This is a genomic window from Microbacterium oxydans (genome assembly GCF_000956525.1).
Taxonomy (GTDB): Bacteria; Actinomycetota; Actinomycetes; order Actinomycetales; family Microbacteriaceae; genus Microbacterium; species Microbacterium oxydans_A.
Genome location: NZ_JYIW01000022.1, coordinates 25,562 through 41,696, shown reverse-complemented (window position 1 = coordinate 41,696; position 16,135 = coordinate 25,562). Strand labels below are relative to the sequence as shown.

General features: G+C 68.9%; 15 protein-coding genes. 13 read left to right on the top strand and 2 right to left on the bottom strand.

Annotation, left to right across the window (positions count from 1 at the left end; translation table 11 throughout):
- Window positions 1–104: 104 nt before the first annotated feature.
- From RS83_RS06520 to RS83_RS06490, 7 genes are all read left to right on the top strand, one after another.
- Window positions 105–1,661: a glucoamylase family protein gene (locus RS83_RS06520; RefSeq protein ID WP_045278724.1), complete on the top strand. Its 1,557-nt coding sequence runs from the start codon at window positions 105–107 to the stop codon at window positions 1,659–1,661.
- A gap of 37 nt (window positions 1,662–1,698) precedes the next feature.
- The gene (locus RS83_RS06515) at window positions 1,699–2,325 is read left to right on the top strand and encodes a TetR/AcrR family transcriptional regulator (RefSeq protein WP_045278723.1); all 627 of its coding nucleotides are present in this window, start codon (window positions 1,699–1,701) and stop codon (window positions 2,323–2,325) included.
- A 142-nt stretch (window positions 2,326–2,467) separates the two neighbouring features.
- On the top strand, window positions 2,468–3,574 hold the full coding sequence (locus RS83_RS06510) for an ABC transporter substrate-binding protein (protein WP_231587734.1): 1,107 nt from the start codon (window positions 2,468–2,470) through the stop codon (window positions 3,572–3,574).
- Complete coding sequence (locus RS83_RS06505; protein ID WP_045278721.1) at window positions 3,574–4,371, top strand: ABC transporter ATP-binding protein; 798 nt, start codon at window positions 3,574–3,576, stop codon at window positions 4,369–4,371. Before RS83_RS06510 ends, RS83_RS06505 begins: the two co-directional genes overlap by 1 nt.
- On the top strand, window positions 4,364–5,212 hold the full coding sequence (locus RS83_RS06500) for an ABC transporter permease (RefSeq protein ID WP_045278720.1): 849 nt from the start codon (window positions 4,364–4,366) through the stop codon (window positions 5,210–5,212). The genes RS83_RS06505 and RS83_RS06500 overlap by 8 nt, the downstream gene beginning before the upstream one ends.
- A 105-nt stretch (window positions 5,213–5,317) precedes the next feature.
- Complete coding sequence (locus tag RS83_RS06495; RefSeq protein WP_045278719.1) at window positions 5,318–6,697, top strand: NtaA/DmoA family FMN-dependent monooxygenase; 1,380 nt, start codon at window positions 5,318–5,320, stop codon at window positions 6,695–6,697.
- A complete protein-coding gene (locus RS83_RS06490) occupies window positions 6,690–7,577 on the top strand; it encodes a ribokinase (protein WP_045278718.1) in 888 nt (295 codons plus the stop codon). The genes RS83_RS06495 and RS83_RS06490 overlap by 8 nt, the downstream gene beginning before the upstream one ends.
- A gap of 41 nt (window positions 7,578–7,618) precedes the next feature.
- On the opposite strand, the gene RS83_RS06485 is transcribed toward RS83_RS06490, so the two are convergent.
- Window positions 7,619–8,209 (bottom strand): PadR family transcriptional regulator, encoded by a 591-nt coding sequence (locus RS83_RS06485; RefSeq protein ID WP_045278717.1) that lies wholly within the window; start codon window positions 8,207–8,209, stop codon window positions 7,619–7,621.
- Window positions 8,210–8,312: 103 nt separating this feature from the next.
- Here RS83_RS06485 and RS83_RS06480 point away from each other — a divergent pair, with 103 nt between their 5' ends.
- Window positions 8,313–8,822: a flavin reductase family protein gene (locus RS83_RS06480; protein WP_045278716.1), complete on the top strand. Its 510-nt coding sequence runs from the start codon at window positions 8,313–8,315 to the stop codon at window positions 8,820–8,822.
- Window positions 8,819–9,226 (top strand): riboflavin kinase, encoded by a 408-nt coding sequence (locus RS83_RS06475; protein ID WP_045278715.1) that lies wholly within the window; start codon window positions 8,819–8,821, stop codon window positions 9,224–9,226. Before RS83_RS06480 ends, RS83_RS06475 begins: the two co-directional genes overlap by 4 nt.
- Before the next feature lie 12 nt (window positions 9,227–9,238).
- On the opposite strand, the gene RS83_RS06470 is transcribed toward RS83_RS06475, so the two are convergent.
- Window positions 9,239–10,738, bottom strand: a complete 1,500-nt coding sequence (locus RS83_RS06470) for a PucR family transcriptional regulator (RefSeq protein WP_045278714.1) — start codon at window positions 10,736–10,738, stop codon at window positions 9,239–9,241.
- Between the two features lie 121 nt (window positions 10,739–10,859).
- On the opposite strand from RS83_RS06470, the gene gabT reads away from it, so the two are divergent.
- From gabT to RS83_RS06450, 4 genes are all read left to right on the top strand, one after another.
- On the top strand, window positions 10,860–12,227 hold the full coding sequence (gabT, locus tag RS83_RS06465; RefSeq protein ID WP_045278872.1) for a 4-aminobutyrate--2-oxoglutarate transaminase: 1,368 nt from the start codon (window positions 10,860–10,862) through the stop codon (window positions 12,225–12,227).
- A 79-nt stretch (window positions 12,228–12,306) separates the two neighbouring features.
- Window positions 12,307–13,713 (top strand): flavin monoamine oxidase family protein, encoded by a 1,407-nt coding sequence (locus tag RS83_RS06460; RefSeq protein WP_045278713.1) that lies wholly within the window; start codon window positions 12,307–12,309, stop codon window positions 13,711–13,713.
- Complete coding sequence (locus RS83_RS06455; protein WP_045278712.1) at window positions 13,710–14,594, top strand: universal stress protein; 885 nt, start codon at window positions 13,710–13,712, stop codon at window positions 14,592–14,594. Before RS83_RS06460 ends, RS83_RS06455 begins: the two co-directional genes overlap by 4 nt.
- Window positions 14,594–16,135, top strand: a complete 1,542-nt coding sequence (locus tag RS83_RS06450) for an APC family permease (RefSeq protein ID WP_045278711.1) — start codon at window positions 14,594–14,596, stop codon at window positions 16,133–16,135. Before RS83_RS06455 ends, RS83_RS06450 begins: the two co-directional genes overlap by 1 nt.

Genomic DNA, 16,135 nt, shown 5'->3' with positions numbered 1-16,135 from the left:
GAGTCCGCTCGGCAGGGGGGGGTTGAGCGAACATAGAACACGTGTTAGGTTTTCGCGTGCTGGAGCGCCGCGGTCTGCGGTGCCGTTCTCGACGAGGAGACACGATGAAGCGATGGATGAGCGCAGTGGTGACGGCCGGGCTGGTCGTCTCCGCCCTGACGATCGCCGGTCCTGCGATGGCCGGCGACGACCGATCCGGCACCCAGGACCTCAAGCGATGGGCCACGGACACCTGGCACTCCCTCGACGCGATGACCGACGAGACGACGGGGCTGCCGGCCGACAACATCACCGGTGACCTGGCGACGGCCAGCGCGTACACCTCGCCGACGAACATCGGCGGATACCTGTGGTCGACGGTGACCGCGCGCGATCTCGGAGTCATCAGCGCGCACGAGGCACGTGACCGCCTGTCGACGACGCTCGAGACGCTGGCCGGCCTCGAGCGCAATGATGCGAGCGGGATGTTCTACAACTGGTACTCCCCGACGACGGGGGAGAAGCTGACCACCTGGCCCGACTCCGGCGACCCTGTGCATCCGTTCCTCAGCACCGTGGACAACGGATGGCTCGCCGCCGCGCTGCGCATCGTGCGCGAGGCGGAGCCTCGGCTCGCGGCGCAAGTCGACGCGCTCTACGACTCGATGGACTTCGCGTCGTTCTTCGACCCCGCCGGTGCTCCTGGACTGCCAGCCGGCACCAATCGCGGCGGCTTCTGGGACGCGGCTCCGCCGGACTGCAGCGTCGAGGCACCGATGTACAACGGCTCGGGAGACACCGCCTACTACACGTGCCATCACTACGACACGACCGTGAGCGAGAGCCGAATCGCCACCTACCTCGGCATCGCCAACGGCCAGATCCCGGCCGAGGCGCTGTACGGCACGCACCGAACCATGCCCCCTGGCTGTGACTGGGCCTGGCAGGAGCAGCTCCCGCAGGGGGAGTACCGCACCTACGGTGACCTCGAGGTCTGGGAGGGCACGTACAGCTACGAAGGGATGTCGTTCGTCCCGAGCTGGGGTGGCAGCATGTTCGAGTCGCTCATGCCCGACCTCCTCGTTCCCGAGACGAAGTGGGGCCCGAAGTCGTGGCGCCTCAACCACCCGATCACGGTCGCCGTCCAGCAGCAGCACGGACTCGACGAGGCCGGGTACGGCTACTGGGGCTTCTCCCCGGCGAGCGATCCCTTCGGCGGATACGCGGAGTACGGCGTCGACATCGCCGGGATGCGGTCGGACGGTTACACCTCGGATGCCGAGAAGACCGACGTCGACGTCGATCGACCGGGGTGTGCGACCGGCACGAATCCCGCTCCCGAGTTCGGCGACGGCGTGGTGACTCCGCACGCATCCTTCCTCGCGCTGCCGTATGACCGCGCGGGCGTGCTGCGCAACCTCCGTGGCATCGAGCACGACCTCGGCGCCTACGGTCCCGGAGGGTTCTACGATGCCGTCGCCGTGCGCAGCGACACGGTCGCCGAGCGGTACCTGTCGCTCGACCAGTCGATGATCATGGCCGCGATCGGCAACGAGCTCACGCGGGATAAGCTCAAGGACTACTTCGTGGATCGCGAGATGGAGCAGCGTCTGCGACCCGCGATGCGACAGCAGGAGTTCGGCTCGTCGTGGGGGACGCAGGGCCACGGCCACACGGGCTGAGTCGCGAGCTCCCCACGCCGAGGGATGGGAGCAGGCAGTGGGTGCGGACGGACAGCCGGCAGCGGGTCGTGGGTCTCGCGGCCCGTACGCCACAGGCCAGGCGCGGCGCCAGGCCATCGTGGACGAGGCGCTCGTGGTGTTCTCGCGCACCGGGTTCCACGGCGGATCCCTGCGCGAGATCGCCAAGCGCGTGGGAGTGACCCCCTCCGGTCTGCTGCATCACTTCGCCGACAAGGAGGAGCTGTTCGCCGAGGTGCTGCACCAGCGCGACGAGGCGGTACGCGCTGCGGCGGGCGACCCGGCGGAGCACACCCTGATCGAGCAGGCGAGGCGGGTCGTCGCCCACAATCAGACGTCGAGGGGCCTGACCTCGCTGTACGCGATCGTCTCTGCGGAGGCGACGGATGCCGAACACCCATCGCACGGCGACTTCGCTGCGCGCTATCGGGCCAGGGCTGATGAGGCCGCCGAGATCCTCCGTCGCGGCCAGGATGCCGGCGAGGTGCGGGACGACATCGATCCCGTGCTCGCGGCGCGTCTGATCAGTGCGGTCATGGACGGCATCCAGCTGCAGTGGTTGCTGGACGAGTCTGTCGACATGGTGCCGCTGTTCGACGAGTTCGTGCGCCGTTACCTGCATCCCGCAGACCGTTCCCTGGACTGATCCGTGCGGCCGTGCGGCCGTGGGGCTCGCGGCGGTTCAGCGCGCCCTGTTTCGTCAAAAGTTGGTTTGTTCTTGCTTAGTCAATCTTGACTATGTTACTTTCATCGAGCCATCAATGACGAACGGCCGAGAAGGGACCCTCATGGCTACTTCCTCTGCGGAAACCCGATTCCGCATCACTGCCACCCTGACGTGCGTTCTCGCCGCCACGCTGACGCTCGGAGCATGCTCCGCGCAGACGCCAGGCGGCGACACCGCCCCCACGAGTGCAGCAGTCGACACCGACACCTGCCAGCGAAATCAGGACGCAGGCACGATCACCTACATCTCCGGCTACGGCTACTCGGCCAGCGCTGGGCAGCTCGACGTGTTCCTCGCGCAGGAGCTCGGCTACTTCGATGAGCTCTGCCTCGACGTCGAGATCAACGCATCCGGCGCGAACGGGCAGCAGCTCGTCGCATCAGGCCAGGCGCAGTTCACGGCGCTCGGCTCGGCATCCGATGTGATGCTGGCAGCCGCCAACAGCAAGAACCTCACCGCCGTCGCGACCTACGGCACCACCCCGCCGTTCTCGATCTTCGGCAACGAGAAGCTGCAGAGCCTGAAGGATCTCGAGGGCGGCTCGCTGGGCTACTTCATCAACCTCACCCCGATCGCTTCGGCGATGCTCGACGAAGCAGGCGTCGACGTCTCGAAGGTCGAGATGGTGAAGATGACCAACTACGACCCGACCGTCGTGGTTCGCGACCAGGTCGACGCGATCGTCGGCTACGCCTCGAACCAGCCGCAGTCGCTCAAGGCGCAGGACATGCCGTTCAGCGAGTTCCTCCCGTCCGACCTGGGCGTCGAGGGCACGTACAACGTGATGGAGGTCAACTCCCGCTTCCTCGACGAGCACCGCGAGGTCGCCGCCGACTTCATGCGCGCGACGCTGAAGGCGCTGCAGTACTGCCTCGACGAGTCGGACGCCTGCATCGACACGCTCGCCGCCCTCGCTGAGGAGAACAACCAGGGTGCGGCCTTCCCCCGCGACCAGCTCGCCCGCACGTGGGAGGTCGAATCCGCCTGGGTGCGCGAGAGCGCCGGCGGCAACCCCGGCGTGCAGACGGCCGACATGTGGAAGCCCGAGTACGCGCTCGTCGAGCAGTACGGCGGGGTCAAGGACCTCCCGGACATCGCTGACATGATGGATGCCGACCTCACCGCTGACCTGTATGACGGTGACACCCTGATCTGGCCGGCCAAGTGATGGCGGTCGCACAGGGCGCAGGCGTCGAGGTCAGCGGCGTCACCAAGACCTTCGGGGTCGACGGCGCGAAGGTCACGGTGCTCGATGACGTCAGCCTGACGATCGGCATGGGTGAGTTCGTTTCGGTGATCGGCCCCAGCGGCTGCGGCAAGTCGACGCTGCTCAAGGTGGTCGCCGGGCTCATCGACGCCGATTCCGGCACCGTCACGATCGATGGCGAGAGCGTGACCGCGGCGTCCCGTGACAAGAAGATCGGTCTCGTGCCGCAGTCGCCCGCACTGCTGCCCTGGAAGACGGTGCGCGAGAACGTCGAGCTGCCGGTGCGCATCAATGCCAAGGCGAATGCCGGGCGAGCGCTCCGCGACCCGGCTGAGCTGCTCGCGACCTTCGGGCTCGGCAACGCCATGACGAAGTACCCTGGCCAGCTGTCCGGCGGCATGCAGCAGCGTGCGGCGATCGCCAGGGCGTTCGTGTTCGATCCGGCCATCATGCTGATGGATGAGCCGTTCTCGGCGCTCGACGAGATGAACCGCGACCTGCAGCGCATCGCCCTGCTGGAGTTCTGGCAGTCCAACCGCAAGGCCGTGATGTTCGTCACGCACTCCGTGCCGGAGGCGATCATGCTCTCCGACCGGATCGTCGTGATGGCCGCCCACCCCGGGCGCATCGCGCAGGTGATCGACGTGAACCTGCCGCGTCCGCGTGACGAGCACGCCTATGCGACGGACGAGTTCCGCGAACTGGAAGCAGTCGTGCGCGGTGCGCTGCGCGCGCAGACGGAGAACGCCCATGTCTGAGATGACGATCCGCGATACGACAGCGACCCTCGCCACCGCCCGACTGCAGGCTCAGCCGCGACGAGGCATCCCACCCTGGCTGCGGTGGGGATCGTGGGTGCCGACCCTGATCACGTTCGTGATCGCAGCGCTGCTCTGGCAGATCGTGGCATGGACCAACCCGTACGTGCTCCCGACCCTCGAGGCGGTCGGCGCCAGCCTCGTCGACGACGCAGGCATGTACTGGTCGAACTTCCTCGTGACGCTGCTCGAGGTCGTGGTCGGCGCCGCGGCCGGCATCCTCGCAGGCTTCCTGCTCGCGGTGGTGATGGCGGAGTTCCAGCTCATCGAACGGGCCGTGATGCCGCTCGTGATCATCGTCATGGTGACGCCGATCGTGGCGATCGCTCCCGCGCTCGTCGTGGCCTTCGGGTTCGGCATGGTGCCCAAGTTCATCGTGACCGGGCTCGTGGTGTTCTTCCCGATGCTCGTGAACTCGCTCGCCGGGCTCCGCGACGTGGATCACCGAGCGCTCGACGTCTTCAAGACGCTGCACGCCTCGCGCTGGGAGATATTTCGCGAGCTGCGGTTCCCCGGCAGCATGCCCTACGTGTTCGCCGGTCTCCGCATCGCCCTGCCGCTCGCCGTGGTCGGCGCGGCGGTCGCCGAGTTCGTCGCCGCCGGTCAGCAGGCAGGCCTCGGCTCGCTCGTCACGACCTCCGCGGCACAGGCCAACCTCGCCGTCACCTGGGCCAGCATCGCCCTCCTCTGCCTGCTCGGCGTGCTGCTCATCATCGTCCTCGCCCTGGTGCGCAAGCGCGTGCTCTGGTGGAGCGACGGCGAGGTCACTGCGAAAGGCTGACGCGGCATCCCATCCCGGGGCGGGGCCCCACCCGCCCCGGGGTTCCATCGGCATGCCCTGGAACCCCGAATCGACACGAACCACCCACAAGGAAGGCACCAGCACATGACCGATCAGAACAGCGTGAAGCAGCTGCGCCTCGGCCTCTTCGAGAACGCCCAGGCGAACGACTCCGGCACCGCGACCTGGCGCCACCCGGACAACAAGCGGTACCTCTTCGACAAGCTGGAGTACTGGCGCGACACCGCGCGCATGGTCGAGGATGCCGGGTTCGACTTCCTCTTCCTCGCCGACGCGTGGGGCTGGGCCGATGTCGCGGGTGAGCGCCCGGACATCTGCTCGATCGAGGGGCTGGACCTGCCGCGTCTCGACCCGGCGATCATCCTCGCGGCGCTGATCCCAGAGACCACCAGGCTCGGACTCGTCGCCACCGGTTCGACGCTGCTCGAGCCGCCGTACTCCTTCGCGCGCCGGATGGCCACGCTCGACATCCTCTCCGGCGGGCGCATCGGCTGGAACGTCGTCACCACCGGCACAGCCGACACCGCCGTGCAGGGATTCGGCGTGCCGATGGTCGGCCACGACGAGCGCTACCTGATGGCCGACGACTTCATGCAGGTGGTCTACAAGCTGTGGGAGCAGGCCTGGGAGGAGGGCGCGCTCGAGCGCGACAAGTCCGGTCGATTCGCAGACCCGTCGAAGGTGCACCGCATCGCACACGACGGCCCGTACTTCCGCTCGCACGGCTACGGCAACACCTCGCGCTCGCCGCAGGGCACGCCGGTGCTGTTCCAGGCGGGGGCGTCACCTGCCGGCCGCGAGTTCGGCGGCAAGCACGGCGAGGCGATCTTCGTCGGCAGCGGCTCGGTCGACCAGCTCAGGGCGCACTCGAGCGCGATCCGCGAGGAGGCCGTCAAGAACGGTCGCGCGGCCGACGAGGTGAAGATCATGTCGGCGTTCGCCGCGGTCGTCGGCAGCACCGAGGCCGAGGCGAAGCGCAAGTACGCCGAACTCGCCGACGCGCAGAACCCCGACGTCACGGTCGCCTCCTACGCCTGGTTCACCGGCCTCGACCTCTCGGCGTACGCGCCGAGCACCCCGATGTCGGATCTGCGCACCGAGCTCTCCCAGACGCAGGTCGCGCGCTTCGCGGACAAGACCGTCGGCGATGTGCTCGGCGACTGGCACGCGCACGGCGTCGGTGCCCGCCCGATCGTGGGGACGCCTGAGCAGATCGCCGACCGGATGATCGAGCTCGCCGACGGCGCAGACCTCGACGGGTACCTGTTCGCCCCGGTCATCCCGCCGGCATCCACGGTCGATTTCATCGAGCACGTGCTGCCGATCCTCAAGGAGCGCGGTGCGATCGCCGACCAGTCGGACGAGCCGCAGTCGCTGCGCGAGCGCCTGATGGGCACCCCGACGCCGGCGCTCGCCGATTCGCACACCGGAGCGCAGTACCGGCGGTCGATGTCGCGTGTCTGACACGCTCACCGGTGTCGCCGTGGTGGGGAGCGCGAACGTCGACCTCGTGGTCGAGGTCTCGCGCCCTCCACTGGTCGGCGAGACGCTCCTGGGCAGCGCCGGCGGGCGCTTCGCGGGCGGCAAGGGATTGAATCAGGCCGTCGCCTCGGCTCGCAGCGGCGCCCCGACACGCTTCTGCGCGGTCGTCGGTCGTGATGACGGAGCCGAGCTGCTGCAGCAGACGCTGACGGATGCCGGCGTGAGGGCGGTCCTGCGACGCAGCGCCGATGCGCCGACCGGCGTCGCGCACGTGCTCGCGTTGGACGGCGGCGACAACAGCATCATCGTCGCGGCCGGCGCCAACGCCGAGCTGGACGTGTCGGATGCCGTCGCCGGGGTCGAGGGCGCGGCGGTCGTGCTGGTGCAGCTCGAGATCCCGGCGGCCGCGGTCGCCGCAGCCCTGAGCGCCGGTCGCGCTGCCGGCGCGCGTACTCTGCTGAACGCCGCCCCGGCCCAGGATGCCGCGATCGACATGCTCGACGACGTGGACGTGCTCATCGTGAACGAGACCGAATGCGAGGAGCTCGGCGGGGTCGATCGGCTGCGGGCCGCCGGTGCGGGTGCCGTGGTGCTGACCCGCGGCGCAGCCGGGGTGACGCTGCACCGCTCAGGGCAGGAGGCGCTGGACATCGGCGCCTTCCGGATCGATCCCGTCGACACGACCGGTGCCGGTGACGCCTTCTGCGGTGCGCTGGCTGCCGCGCTCGCCGTGGGGGAGCGGATCGAAGACGCCCTGGTGCGCGCGTGCGCGGCCGGCGCGATCGTCTCGCAGCACCGAGGGGCGACGACCGCCGCGCTCTCGCCCGCCTCGATCGCGGCGCTCATCGCATCGCGTCGATAGCCGGGGGCGGGCTGCTCGCGCTGGGCTGCTCGGCCTCCGGGCTACTCGGCGGCGGCGTCGGCGGGTACCGTCTCGCCGGCGAAGACGTACTCGCCGGAGCGCAGGCGGTCGAGCAGATCCATCAGCCACTGCTTCTCCGCGGCGAGCCGGGCGGTGGAGAGGTCGAAGATCTCGCGCACGTACTTCGGTGTGGTCTCCGAACGCAGTGTGTCCTGCACGTCGAAGCCGTTCTGCGTGATGATCGCGTCGCTCTTGATGAGTCGATGCTCGAGGCCGGCGATGACCTCCTGCCGGCTCAGCACGAACATGAACGAGGCGACGGTCATGATCGCCTGGGTGTCGAAGGCGGCGACGTTCCAGAGGTTCTCGCGCAGCATCCGCTGCAGTTCCACCTCTCCGGCCGGCGTGATCCGGTACGTGGTGCGGGCTGGGCGCTTGCCCTCGGCCTCGGTGCCGCTCTCGGCGATGTAGCCGTCGACCTCGAGTGCGCGCAGGGCGTTGTAGATCGAGCCGGGCTGGATGTGCGCCCATTCGTCGACGTGCCAGGTCATCAGCTCTCGACGGAGGAAGTATCCGTGCACCGGCTGGAACTGCTTCACGGCGCCGAGGACGACGAGGCGGGTGGTCGACATGCCCCTCATGCTAACGGCTGCGACTCGAATCTCCTGTTGTTTGCATGATCAAAGTTGCCTATGATCAGAACTAGTCAAAGTTGACTAACGAAAGGAACCCGAAATGACGACTGTCGCGACCGACGCTCTGCCGCGGGACCTCGCCCTCCGCCGGGCATTCTCGGTGTATCCCACCGGTGTGGTCGCCCTCGCGGCCCACGTCGACGACCGTGCCGTCGGCATGGCGGTCAACTCGTTCACCTCGATCTCGCTCGAGCCGGCGCTCGTCGCGGTGAGCGCCGCTCGTTCCTCGAAGACGTGGCCGATCCTGCGCGCCGTGCCCGAACTGGGCATGAGCGTGCTCGCGGCGCATCACGAGCCGCTCAGCCGCTCGCTGTCGTCGCGAGAAGGCGACCGCTTCGGCACGCACGGCTGGCAGCGCACGGATGCCGGCGCGGTGCTGATCGCGGACGCCGCGCTCTGGCTCACGTGCCGCCTGCACAGCACCTTCGACGGCGGCGACCACGAGATCGCGCTCTTCGAGATCGCAGACATCACGGTCTTCGACGATGTCGAGCCGCTGGTCTTCCAGCAGAGCCGCTACCGCTCGATCGCGACCGCCGAGACGTCGTGATCACATCGCCGCTCGCGGTGATCACCGGCGTGGTGGTCCCGGGCGACGGCCGCGGTCGGGTGCTCGGCTTCCCGACCGCGAACCTCGAGTGCGAGCCGCCGGCGCTGCCTGACGACGGCATCTACGCGGCATGGGTGCGGGTCGACGATGATCCGCACCCATGGGCGGCGAGCGTGAGCGTCGGCACGAATCCCACGTTCGCCGGTGCGCGCGAGCGACGGATCGAGGTGCATCTGCACGACGTCGAGATCGACCTCTACGGCCGGATGCTGACGGTCGACCTGGTGGCGAGGCTTCGGCCGACCCTGCGGTTCGACGCGGTCGACGATCTGATCGAGCAGACGGCGGATGACGTGGCGCGCTGCCGGGCGCTGCTCGACGCAGCCGCGGGTGTCGGCAGCTGACGGCAGCAGCGGTCAGTCCCTCGCCGTCTGCAGCAGCGCCCAGAGCTCGGCACGCGCGGGGAACGACGACAGGTCGATCCCCAGCAGCGTCCCCGCCTGCGCGATGCGCGCCCGCAGCGTGTGCCGGTGGATCCCGAGCTCGAGGGCAGCCGGCTCGGCGCGCGCATCGTTGCGCAGCCAGCAGCGCAGCGAATGCTCGAGCTCAGCGGAGCCGGACTCGTCGTGTGCACGCAGCGGGGCGAGGCGCGATTCGGCCACGAGTCTCGCCTCGTCCGTGGCGAGAGCGCTGAGGATGCTCGAGCCGACCGTGTCCGCATAGCGCTCGGCGCCGGTGCCCGACCGCTGCCGCAGTGCCGTGAGCGCCTGGGCGTGCGCTCGCGAGAAGGCGTCGTAGCCTTCCGGCTCCGAGACGCCGAGCCGGATGCCGAAGCGCGTCGCGAGCTCGTCGAGGAGATCGTCGTCCGTGGCCGAGACGCAGACCGTGACGCCCTCGTCCGATTCGGCGAGGAAGAACGCGGTGCCGTGGTCCGCCCGCTGGCGCTCCCACCAGTCGGCGATCGGACCGGCCGGGGCGTCGGAGGCGACGGCGACCACCACCGGAGCCGCAGGGAGTCCGCCGATCACCCGCCGTGTCAGGGTCGGATCGTCGGCGAGCAGCGACTCGAGGAGCTGCGTGTGCAGGCGACGGCGGCTGCGCGCCAGCTGCTCGCTCTGCTCCAGCGCGAGTCCTGACATCGCGATCACCGAGGTCACGACCGACCTCGCCTCCTGATCCAGGGCATCGGTCGCGATCGCGATCACGCCGCGCAGGTGCCCGCCGCGTCCGATCGTGAAGAGCATGAAGGTGTCGTCGCCGATCGTCAGCGACTGCCCGGCTTCGAGCCCGCGGGCGAGGATCTCCATCACCCGATCGCCGAGCTCTGCCAGCACCACAGGATCGACCGACTCGCGGGGATGCGAGAGCAGCAGCGCACCGGCGGCATCGAACATCCCGGCCCACACGCCGAGACGACGGCCGAGCTCGGCGAGGGTGGCGTCGAGCCCGTGCGGACGCAGCGCGGCGAGGGCGAGCGCTCGCTGCGTGTCGAGGGCCCACGAGCGGCGCGCGTACGCCTGGGCGGCGATCGCCTCGGAGTGCGCCCTGGCGACGGCGATGAACGGTGTGCGGTAGGGCACCTCGAAGAGCGGCATCCCCCTGGTCGTGCAGGCGGCGAGCAGTTCGTCTGGGATGCCGGCGCGATGCACCTCGGTGCCGAAGCCCAGCCCGAGCACGCCGCGGTCGATCAGCCGTGCGACGTACGTGTCGGCAGCATCCGGGTCGTCGAACTGCGTGCCGGTCGTGAGCAGTACGAGATCCTCGGCGAGGAAGGGGGTGGGATCGGCGAGGTCGGAACTGTGCACCCAGCGCAGCGGTCGGTCGAGTGCGCCGTCGGACAGCGACGCATCGGGGGAGACGAGGCGCAGCCCGAGATCTCGACGGGCGAGCAGTGCGCGCAGCGTCGGCTGGTCCACGACGACTCCTCTCCGAGCGGACCGGCGCGATCAGGGGCTTGTACGCGCTGGCAGATCCGTGATCCAGATTGTACAGGTCGGCGAATGCGTGGGTCCTCGCGACGCCCGTACGCTCGCGAACATGGCACTCCTCGACACCACTGCTGTTGCTGTTCCTCTCGGCGGACCCGACCTCCCCCAGGAGCGTCGCCTGGTCACCGAGCTTCCTGGCCCCCGCTCGGCCGAGATCCTCGCCCGCAAGGCGGATGCCGTCGCCGCCGGCGTCGGACACACCGTGCCCGTCGCGACCGTGGCAGCAGGCGGCGGCGTCGTCGTGGACGCCGACGGCAACTCGCTCATCGACCTCGGCTCCGGCATCGCGGTCACCACGGTCGGCAACGCGCACCCGAAGGTCGCCGCCGCCGTCGCCGCCCAGGCGGCGCAGTTCACCCACACCTGCTTCATGATCTCGCCGTACGAGTCGTACATCGAGGTCGCCGAGGCGCTCAACCGGGTCACCCCCGGTGACTTCGCGAAGAAGAGCGCGCTGTTCAACTCCGGTGCAGAGGCCGTCGAGAACGCGATCAAGATCGCCCGCAAGCACACCGGCCGTCAGGCCGTCGTCGCCTTCGACCACGGCTACCACGGCCGCACGAACCTGACCATGGCGCTCACGGCCAAGTCGATGCCGTACAAGAGCGGATTCGGTCCGTTCGCCCCCGAGGTCTACCGCGCTCCGATGTCGTACCCGTTCCGCGACGGCCTCGAGGGCAACGAGGCGGCAGCGCGCGTCATCCTGCAGCTCGAGAAGCAGATCGGCGCCGACAACCTGGCCGCCGTCATCATCGAGCCCATCCAGGGCGAGGGCGGCTTCATCGTCCCCGCTGACGGCTTCCTGCCCGCGATCCTCGACTGGTGCCGCGCGAACGGCGTCGTCTTCATCGCCGACGAGGTGCAGACCGGCTTCGCCCGCACCGGACACATGTTCGCGAGCGAGATCTTCGGCATCGAGCCCGACCTCATCACGACAGCCAAGGGCATCGCCGGCGGCCTCCCGCTCGCCGCCGTCACCGGTCGCGCCGAGATCATGGACGCCTCGCACGCCGGCGGCCTCGGCGGCACCTACGGCGGCAACCCGATCGCCTGCGCCGCAGCGCTCGCCGCGATCGACGTCTTCGAGAACGACGGCGTCATCGAGCGGGCCCGCGAGATCGGCACGATCCTCACGCAGCGCCTCACCGAGATCCAGGAGCACGACGCCCGCGTCGGCGACATCCGCGGCCACGGTGCGATGATCGCCGCCGAGTTCGTCGACCCCGAGACCAAGGCACCGGATGCCGCGCTCACCGCGGCCGTCGCGAAGGCCTGCATCGCGCAGGGCGTCATCGTGCTGACCTGCGGCACCTACGGCAACGTCATCCGATTCCTGCCGCCGCTGTCGATCGGCGACGCGCTGCTGAACGAGGGACTCGACGTCGTCGCAGCGGCGCTCGCCGCCACCGCGAAGTAGTCGCACACAAGCGTCCGGTCGCGACCCTGATCGGGGGATTGCGGGTCGCGACCGGCATTTTTCAACGAAGGAGATGCAGATGGCTGAGATCACCCGGGACGTGCTCATCGTGGGCGCCGGAGCCGCAGGGCTCACGGCGGCGAACGACCTGCGGAAGGCCGGCCTCTCGGTCGCCGTCCTCGAGGCGCGCGATCGCGTCGGAGGACGTCTGTGGACCGACGTCATCGACGGCGCCATGCTCGAGCTCGGCGGACAGTGGGTCTCGCCCGACCAGGACGCGCTGATCGACACGGTCGCCGAGCTGGGCCTCGAGACCTTCAGCCGCTACCGCGAGGGCGACAGCGTGTACGTCGGACCTGACGGCGTCGCCTCGCGCTTCACCGGCGAGATGTTCCCGGTGTCGGCCGAGACCGAGCGGGTCATCGCCGAGATCACCGAGCGCCTCGATGCGATGGTCGCCGAGATCGACCCCGATCGTCCGTGGGAGCACCCGAACGCCGCCGAGTGGGACTCGATCACGTGGGATGCCTGGCTCCGCCAGCAGACCGACGACGACGAGGCAGTGCTGAACCTCGCGTTCGCGACCGGCTCTGCGATGCTCACGAAGCCCACGCACTCGTTCTCGCTGCTGCAGTCGCTGCTGATGGCAGCATCCGCCGGCTCGTACTCCCACCTCGTCGACGCCGACTTCATCCTCGACAAGCGCGTCGTCGGCGGTCTGCAGCAGGTGCCGCAGCTGCTCGCCGAGCGCCTCGGCGACGACGTGCTGCTGAACCAGCCGGTCCGCTCGCTCGAGTGGAGCGACCCGTCGACGGGCTCAGGGACGCAGTTCGTCGTCGCGACGACGGATGAACTCACGGTGAAGGCGCGCTACGCGATCCTCGCGCACGCACCGGTGCTGTACAGCCGCATCTCCTTCGTGCCGCCGCTGCCGCGACGACAGCACCAGATGCACCAGCACATCTCGATGGGCTTCGTGATCAAGGTGCACGCGGTCTACGACCGTCCGTTCTGGCGCGAGCAGGGACTCAGCGGCACCGCGTTCAGCCCGTACGAGCTGTCGCACGAGGCATACGACAACACGAACCACGGTGATGAGCGGGGAACGCTCGTCGGCTTCGTGAGCGACCGGAACGCGGACGACGTGTTCGCGCTCTCGGCCGAGGAGCGCAAGGAGCGCATCCTCGAATCGCTCTCGCACTACTACGGCCCCGAGGCCAAGAACCCGGTCGTCTACTACGAGAGCGACTGGGGCACCGAGGAGTGGACCCGCGGTGCGTACGCCGCGAGCTTCGACATGGGTGGCCTGCACCGCTACGGCGCAGACCTCCGTTCGGCGGTCGGCCCGATCCACTTCGCGTGCAGCGACCTCGCCGGCGCCGGCTACCAGCACGTCGACGGTGCGATCCGCATGGGGCACCTCGTCGCCTCGAACATCGTGGACTCGAGCCGCACGGCGAGCGAGACGGCAGCGGGCGCGGAATGACCGGTGCCATCGTCGTCGGGTATACGGCGACGGATGCCGGCGCTGACGCCGCGGCCCTCGGCGCGCGCCTCGCGCGCAGCCTGGGTGCCACCGTCCATCTGGTGATCGTGCTGCCGACCGAGGGCACCCGGAGCGCCGCGGTGCCGCCGGAGCGCGCATACGAGGACCACATCAGGGGACAGGCCAAGAAGTGGCTGGAAGCCGCGATCGTCCGACTGCCGCAGGAGCTGACCCGCAGCGGGCACGTGCGCTTCGCCGAGTCGTTCGCGGAAGGGCTGATCGCGGCCGGCGAGGAGTTCGGCGCTCGGCTGATCGTCGTCGGTGCGGCCGGCGGCGGGCTGTTCGGCCGCCACCGGCTCGGCAGCGTGGCGTCCGAACTGCTGCACTCGTCGAGCATCCCGGTCGCGCTCGCGCCCAGGGGCACCGCAGATGAGGACGACCACGTCATCCCGCGGGTCACCGTCGCCGTCGGCACCCGTCCGGGCGCCGAGAACCTGCTCGACGAGGCCGCGTCGGTCGCGGCGACGAGCAAGGTCGGGCTGCGCCTCGTGTCACTCGTGCCGTTCGATGTGCCGCCCGGCCTCGACACCGGAGCGATCCGGCTCGTCGGCGACGCGCACGCGCATGAGGTGCTGGCGATGGCCAAGGAGCTGCTGCCCGAGGGACTCGAAGCGGTGGTCGAGGAAGCACCGGGCGACAGCGTCGAGGATGCCGTCGCCCACCTGTCCTGGCTCCCCGGCGAGGTCGTCCTCGTCGGTTCCAGCCGACTCGCACAGCCTCGGCGGCTGTTCCTGGGCTCCACGGCGGCGAAGATGCTGCACGAGCTGCCCGTCCCGATGATCGTCGTCCCGCGCACGCGCGCCGAAGCAGGAGTCCGCTGATGAGCAGCTCGAAACGGGCGACGGAGCCCGCAGCAGTCACCACCGGCATCTCGAGCAAGGGGCTGAGCGCAGGAACGGTGGGTCTGATCGGCGCCATCGTGATCGGCATCTCGTGCATCGCCCCTGCGTACACGTTCACGGCTGCGGTCGGTCCGGTCGCTTCCACCGTCGGATCGCAGATCCCCGCGATCATCCTGATCGGCTTCATCCCGATGCTGCTGGTCGCCTTCGGCTATCGCGAGCTGAACAACCGGATGCCGGACTCCGGCACCTCCTTCACCTGGGCGACGAGGGCGTTCGGACCCTGGATCGGCTGGATGGCGGGGTGGGGGCTCGTCGTCGCGACGATCCTGGTGCTCTCCAACCTCGCCGGCATCGCGGTCGACTTCCTCTTCCTCCTGATCTCGCAGATCTCCGGCAACGCCGACATCGCCGGACTCGCCAGCAACACCTGGATCAACATCGGCGTGTGCCTGCTGTTCATGCTCGGCGCGACCTGGGTGTCGTACCGCGACATGCAGACGACGCAGAAGCTGCAGTACTGGCTCGTGAGCTTCCAGATCCTGGTGCTGGTGTTCTTCGCCGGGGCCGCGATCGTGCAGGCCGTGAACGGTAACGGCTTCGACTACCAGCCGTTCGACCTCAACTGGTTCAACCCCTTCGCGATCTCGTCGTTCAGCGCGGTCGCCGCCGGCCTCTCACTGTCGATCTTCATCTTCTGGGGCTGGGACGTCACGCTCACGATGAACGAGGAGACCAAGGACCCGGAGAAGACGCCGGGCCGTGCCGCCACCGCGACGGTGCTCACGATCGTCTCGCTCTACCTGCTGCTCGCGGTCGCGATGATCATGTTCGCCGGCGTCGGCAGCGGCGCGCTCGGGCTCGGCAACGAGGACATCCAGGAGAACGTGTTCTTCCACCTCTCCGGCCCGATCCTCGGCCCGCTCGCATTCCTCGTCTCGCTGGCTGTGCTCACCAGCTCCGCATCCTCGCTGCAGTCGACGTTCGTCGGACCCGCGAGAACGCTGCTGGCGATGGGACACTACGGCGCACTGCCGAAGTCCTTCGCGAAGGTCAGCCCGCGGTTCTTCACGCCCGGGTACGCGACGATCGTCTCGGCGGTCGTGGCATCCGCCTTCTACGCCGTGATGCGCCTGGTCAGCGAAGACACCCTGTGGGACACGATCCTCACGCTCGGCATGATGATCTGCTTCTACTACGGACTCACCGCCTTCGCCTGCGTCTGGTACTTCCGCAAGCAGTGGTTCGACTCGGCGCGGAACGTCTTCTTCACGTTCCTGTTCCCGCTCGTCGGCGGTCTGATCCTCGCGGTGCTGTTCTTCACGACGCTGATCGACTCGATGGACCCGGCATACGGATCCGGCACGCAGATCGGCGGTGTCGGCATCGTCTTCATCCTCGGGATGCTGATCATCGTGGTCGGCATCGCGGTGATGATCTGGAACGCCGTCAAGCGCCCGGCCTTCTTCCGCGGCGAGACCCTCGGCATCGATGCGCCGCCGAGCCGTCGCCGCCGCTGA

What these genes read in the sequence shown, in the direction of transcription:
- RS83_RS06520 (WP_045278724.1), top strand. Translation starts at nt 105, where the DNA reads ATGAAGCGATGGATGAGCGCAGTGGTGACGGCCGGGCTGGTCGTCTCC.
- RS83_RS06510 (WP_231587734.1), top strand. Translation starts at nt 2,468, where the DNA reads ATGGCTACTTCCTCTGCGGAAACCCGATTCCGCATCACTGCCACCCTG.
- RS83_RS06505 (WP_045278721.1), top strand. Translation starts at nt 3,574, where the DNA reads ATGGCGGTCGCACAGGGCGCAGGCGTCGAGGTCAGCGGCGTCACCAAG.
- RS83_RS06500 (WP_045278720.1), top strand. Translation starts at nt 4,364, where the DNA reads ATGTCTGAGATGACGATCCGCGATACGACAGCGACCCTCGCCACCGCC.
- RS83_RS06495 (WP_045278719.1), top strand. Translation starts at nt 5,318, where the DNA reads ATGACCGATCAGAACAGCGTGAAGCAGCTGCGCCTCGGCCTCTTCGAG.
- RS83_RS06485 (WP_045278717.1), bottom strand. Translation starts at nt 8,209, where the DNA reads ATGTCGACCACCCGCCTCGTCGTCCTCGGCGCCGTGAAGCAGTTCCAG.
- RS83_RS06480 (WP_045278716.1), top strand. Translation starts at nt 8,313, where the DNA reads ATGACGACTGTCGCGACCGACGCTCTGCCGCGGGACCTCGCCCTCCGC.
- gabT (WP_045278872.1), top strand. Translation starts at nt 10,860, where the DNA reads ATGGCACTCCTCGACACCACTGCTGTTGCTGTTCCTCTCGGCGGACCC.
- RS83_RS06460 (WP_045278713.1), top strand. Translation starts at nt 12,307, where the DNA reads ATGGCTGAGATCACCCGGGACGTGCTCATCGTGGGCGCCGGAGCCGCA.
- RS83_RS06455 (WP_045278712.1), top strand. Translation starts at nt 13,710, where the DNA reads ATGACCGGTGCCATCGTCGTCGGGTATACGGCGACGGATGCCGGCGCT.
- RS83_RS06450 (WP_045278711.1), top strand. Translation starts at nt 14,594, where the DNA reads ATGAGCAGCTCGAAACGGGCGACGGAGCCCGCAGCAGTCACCACCGGC.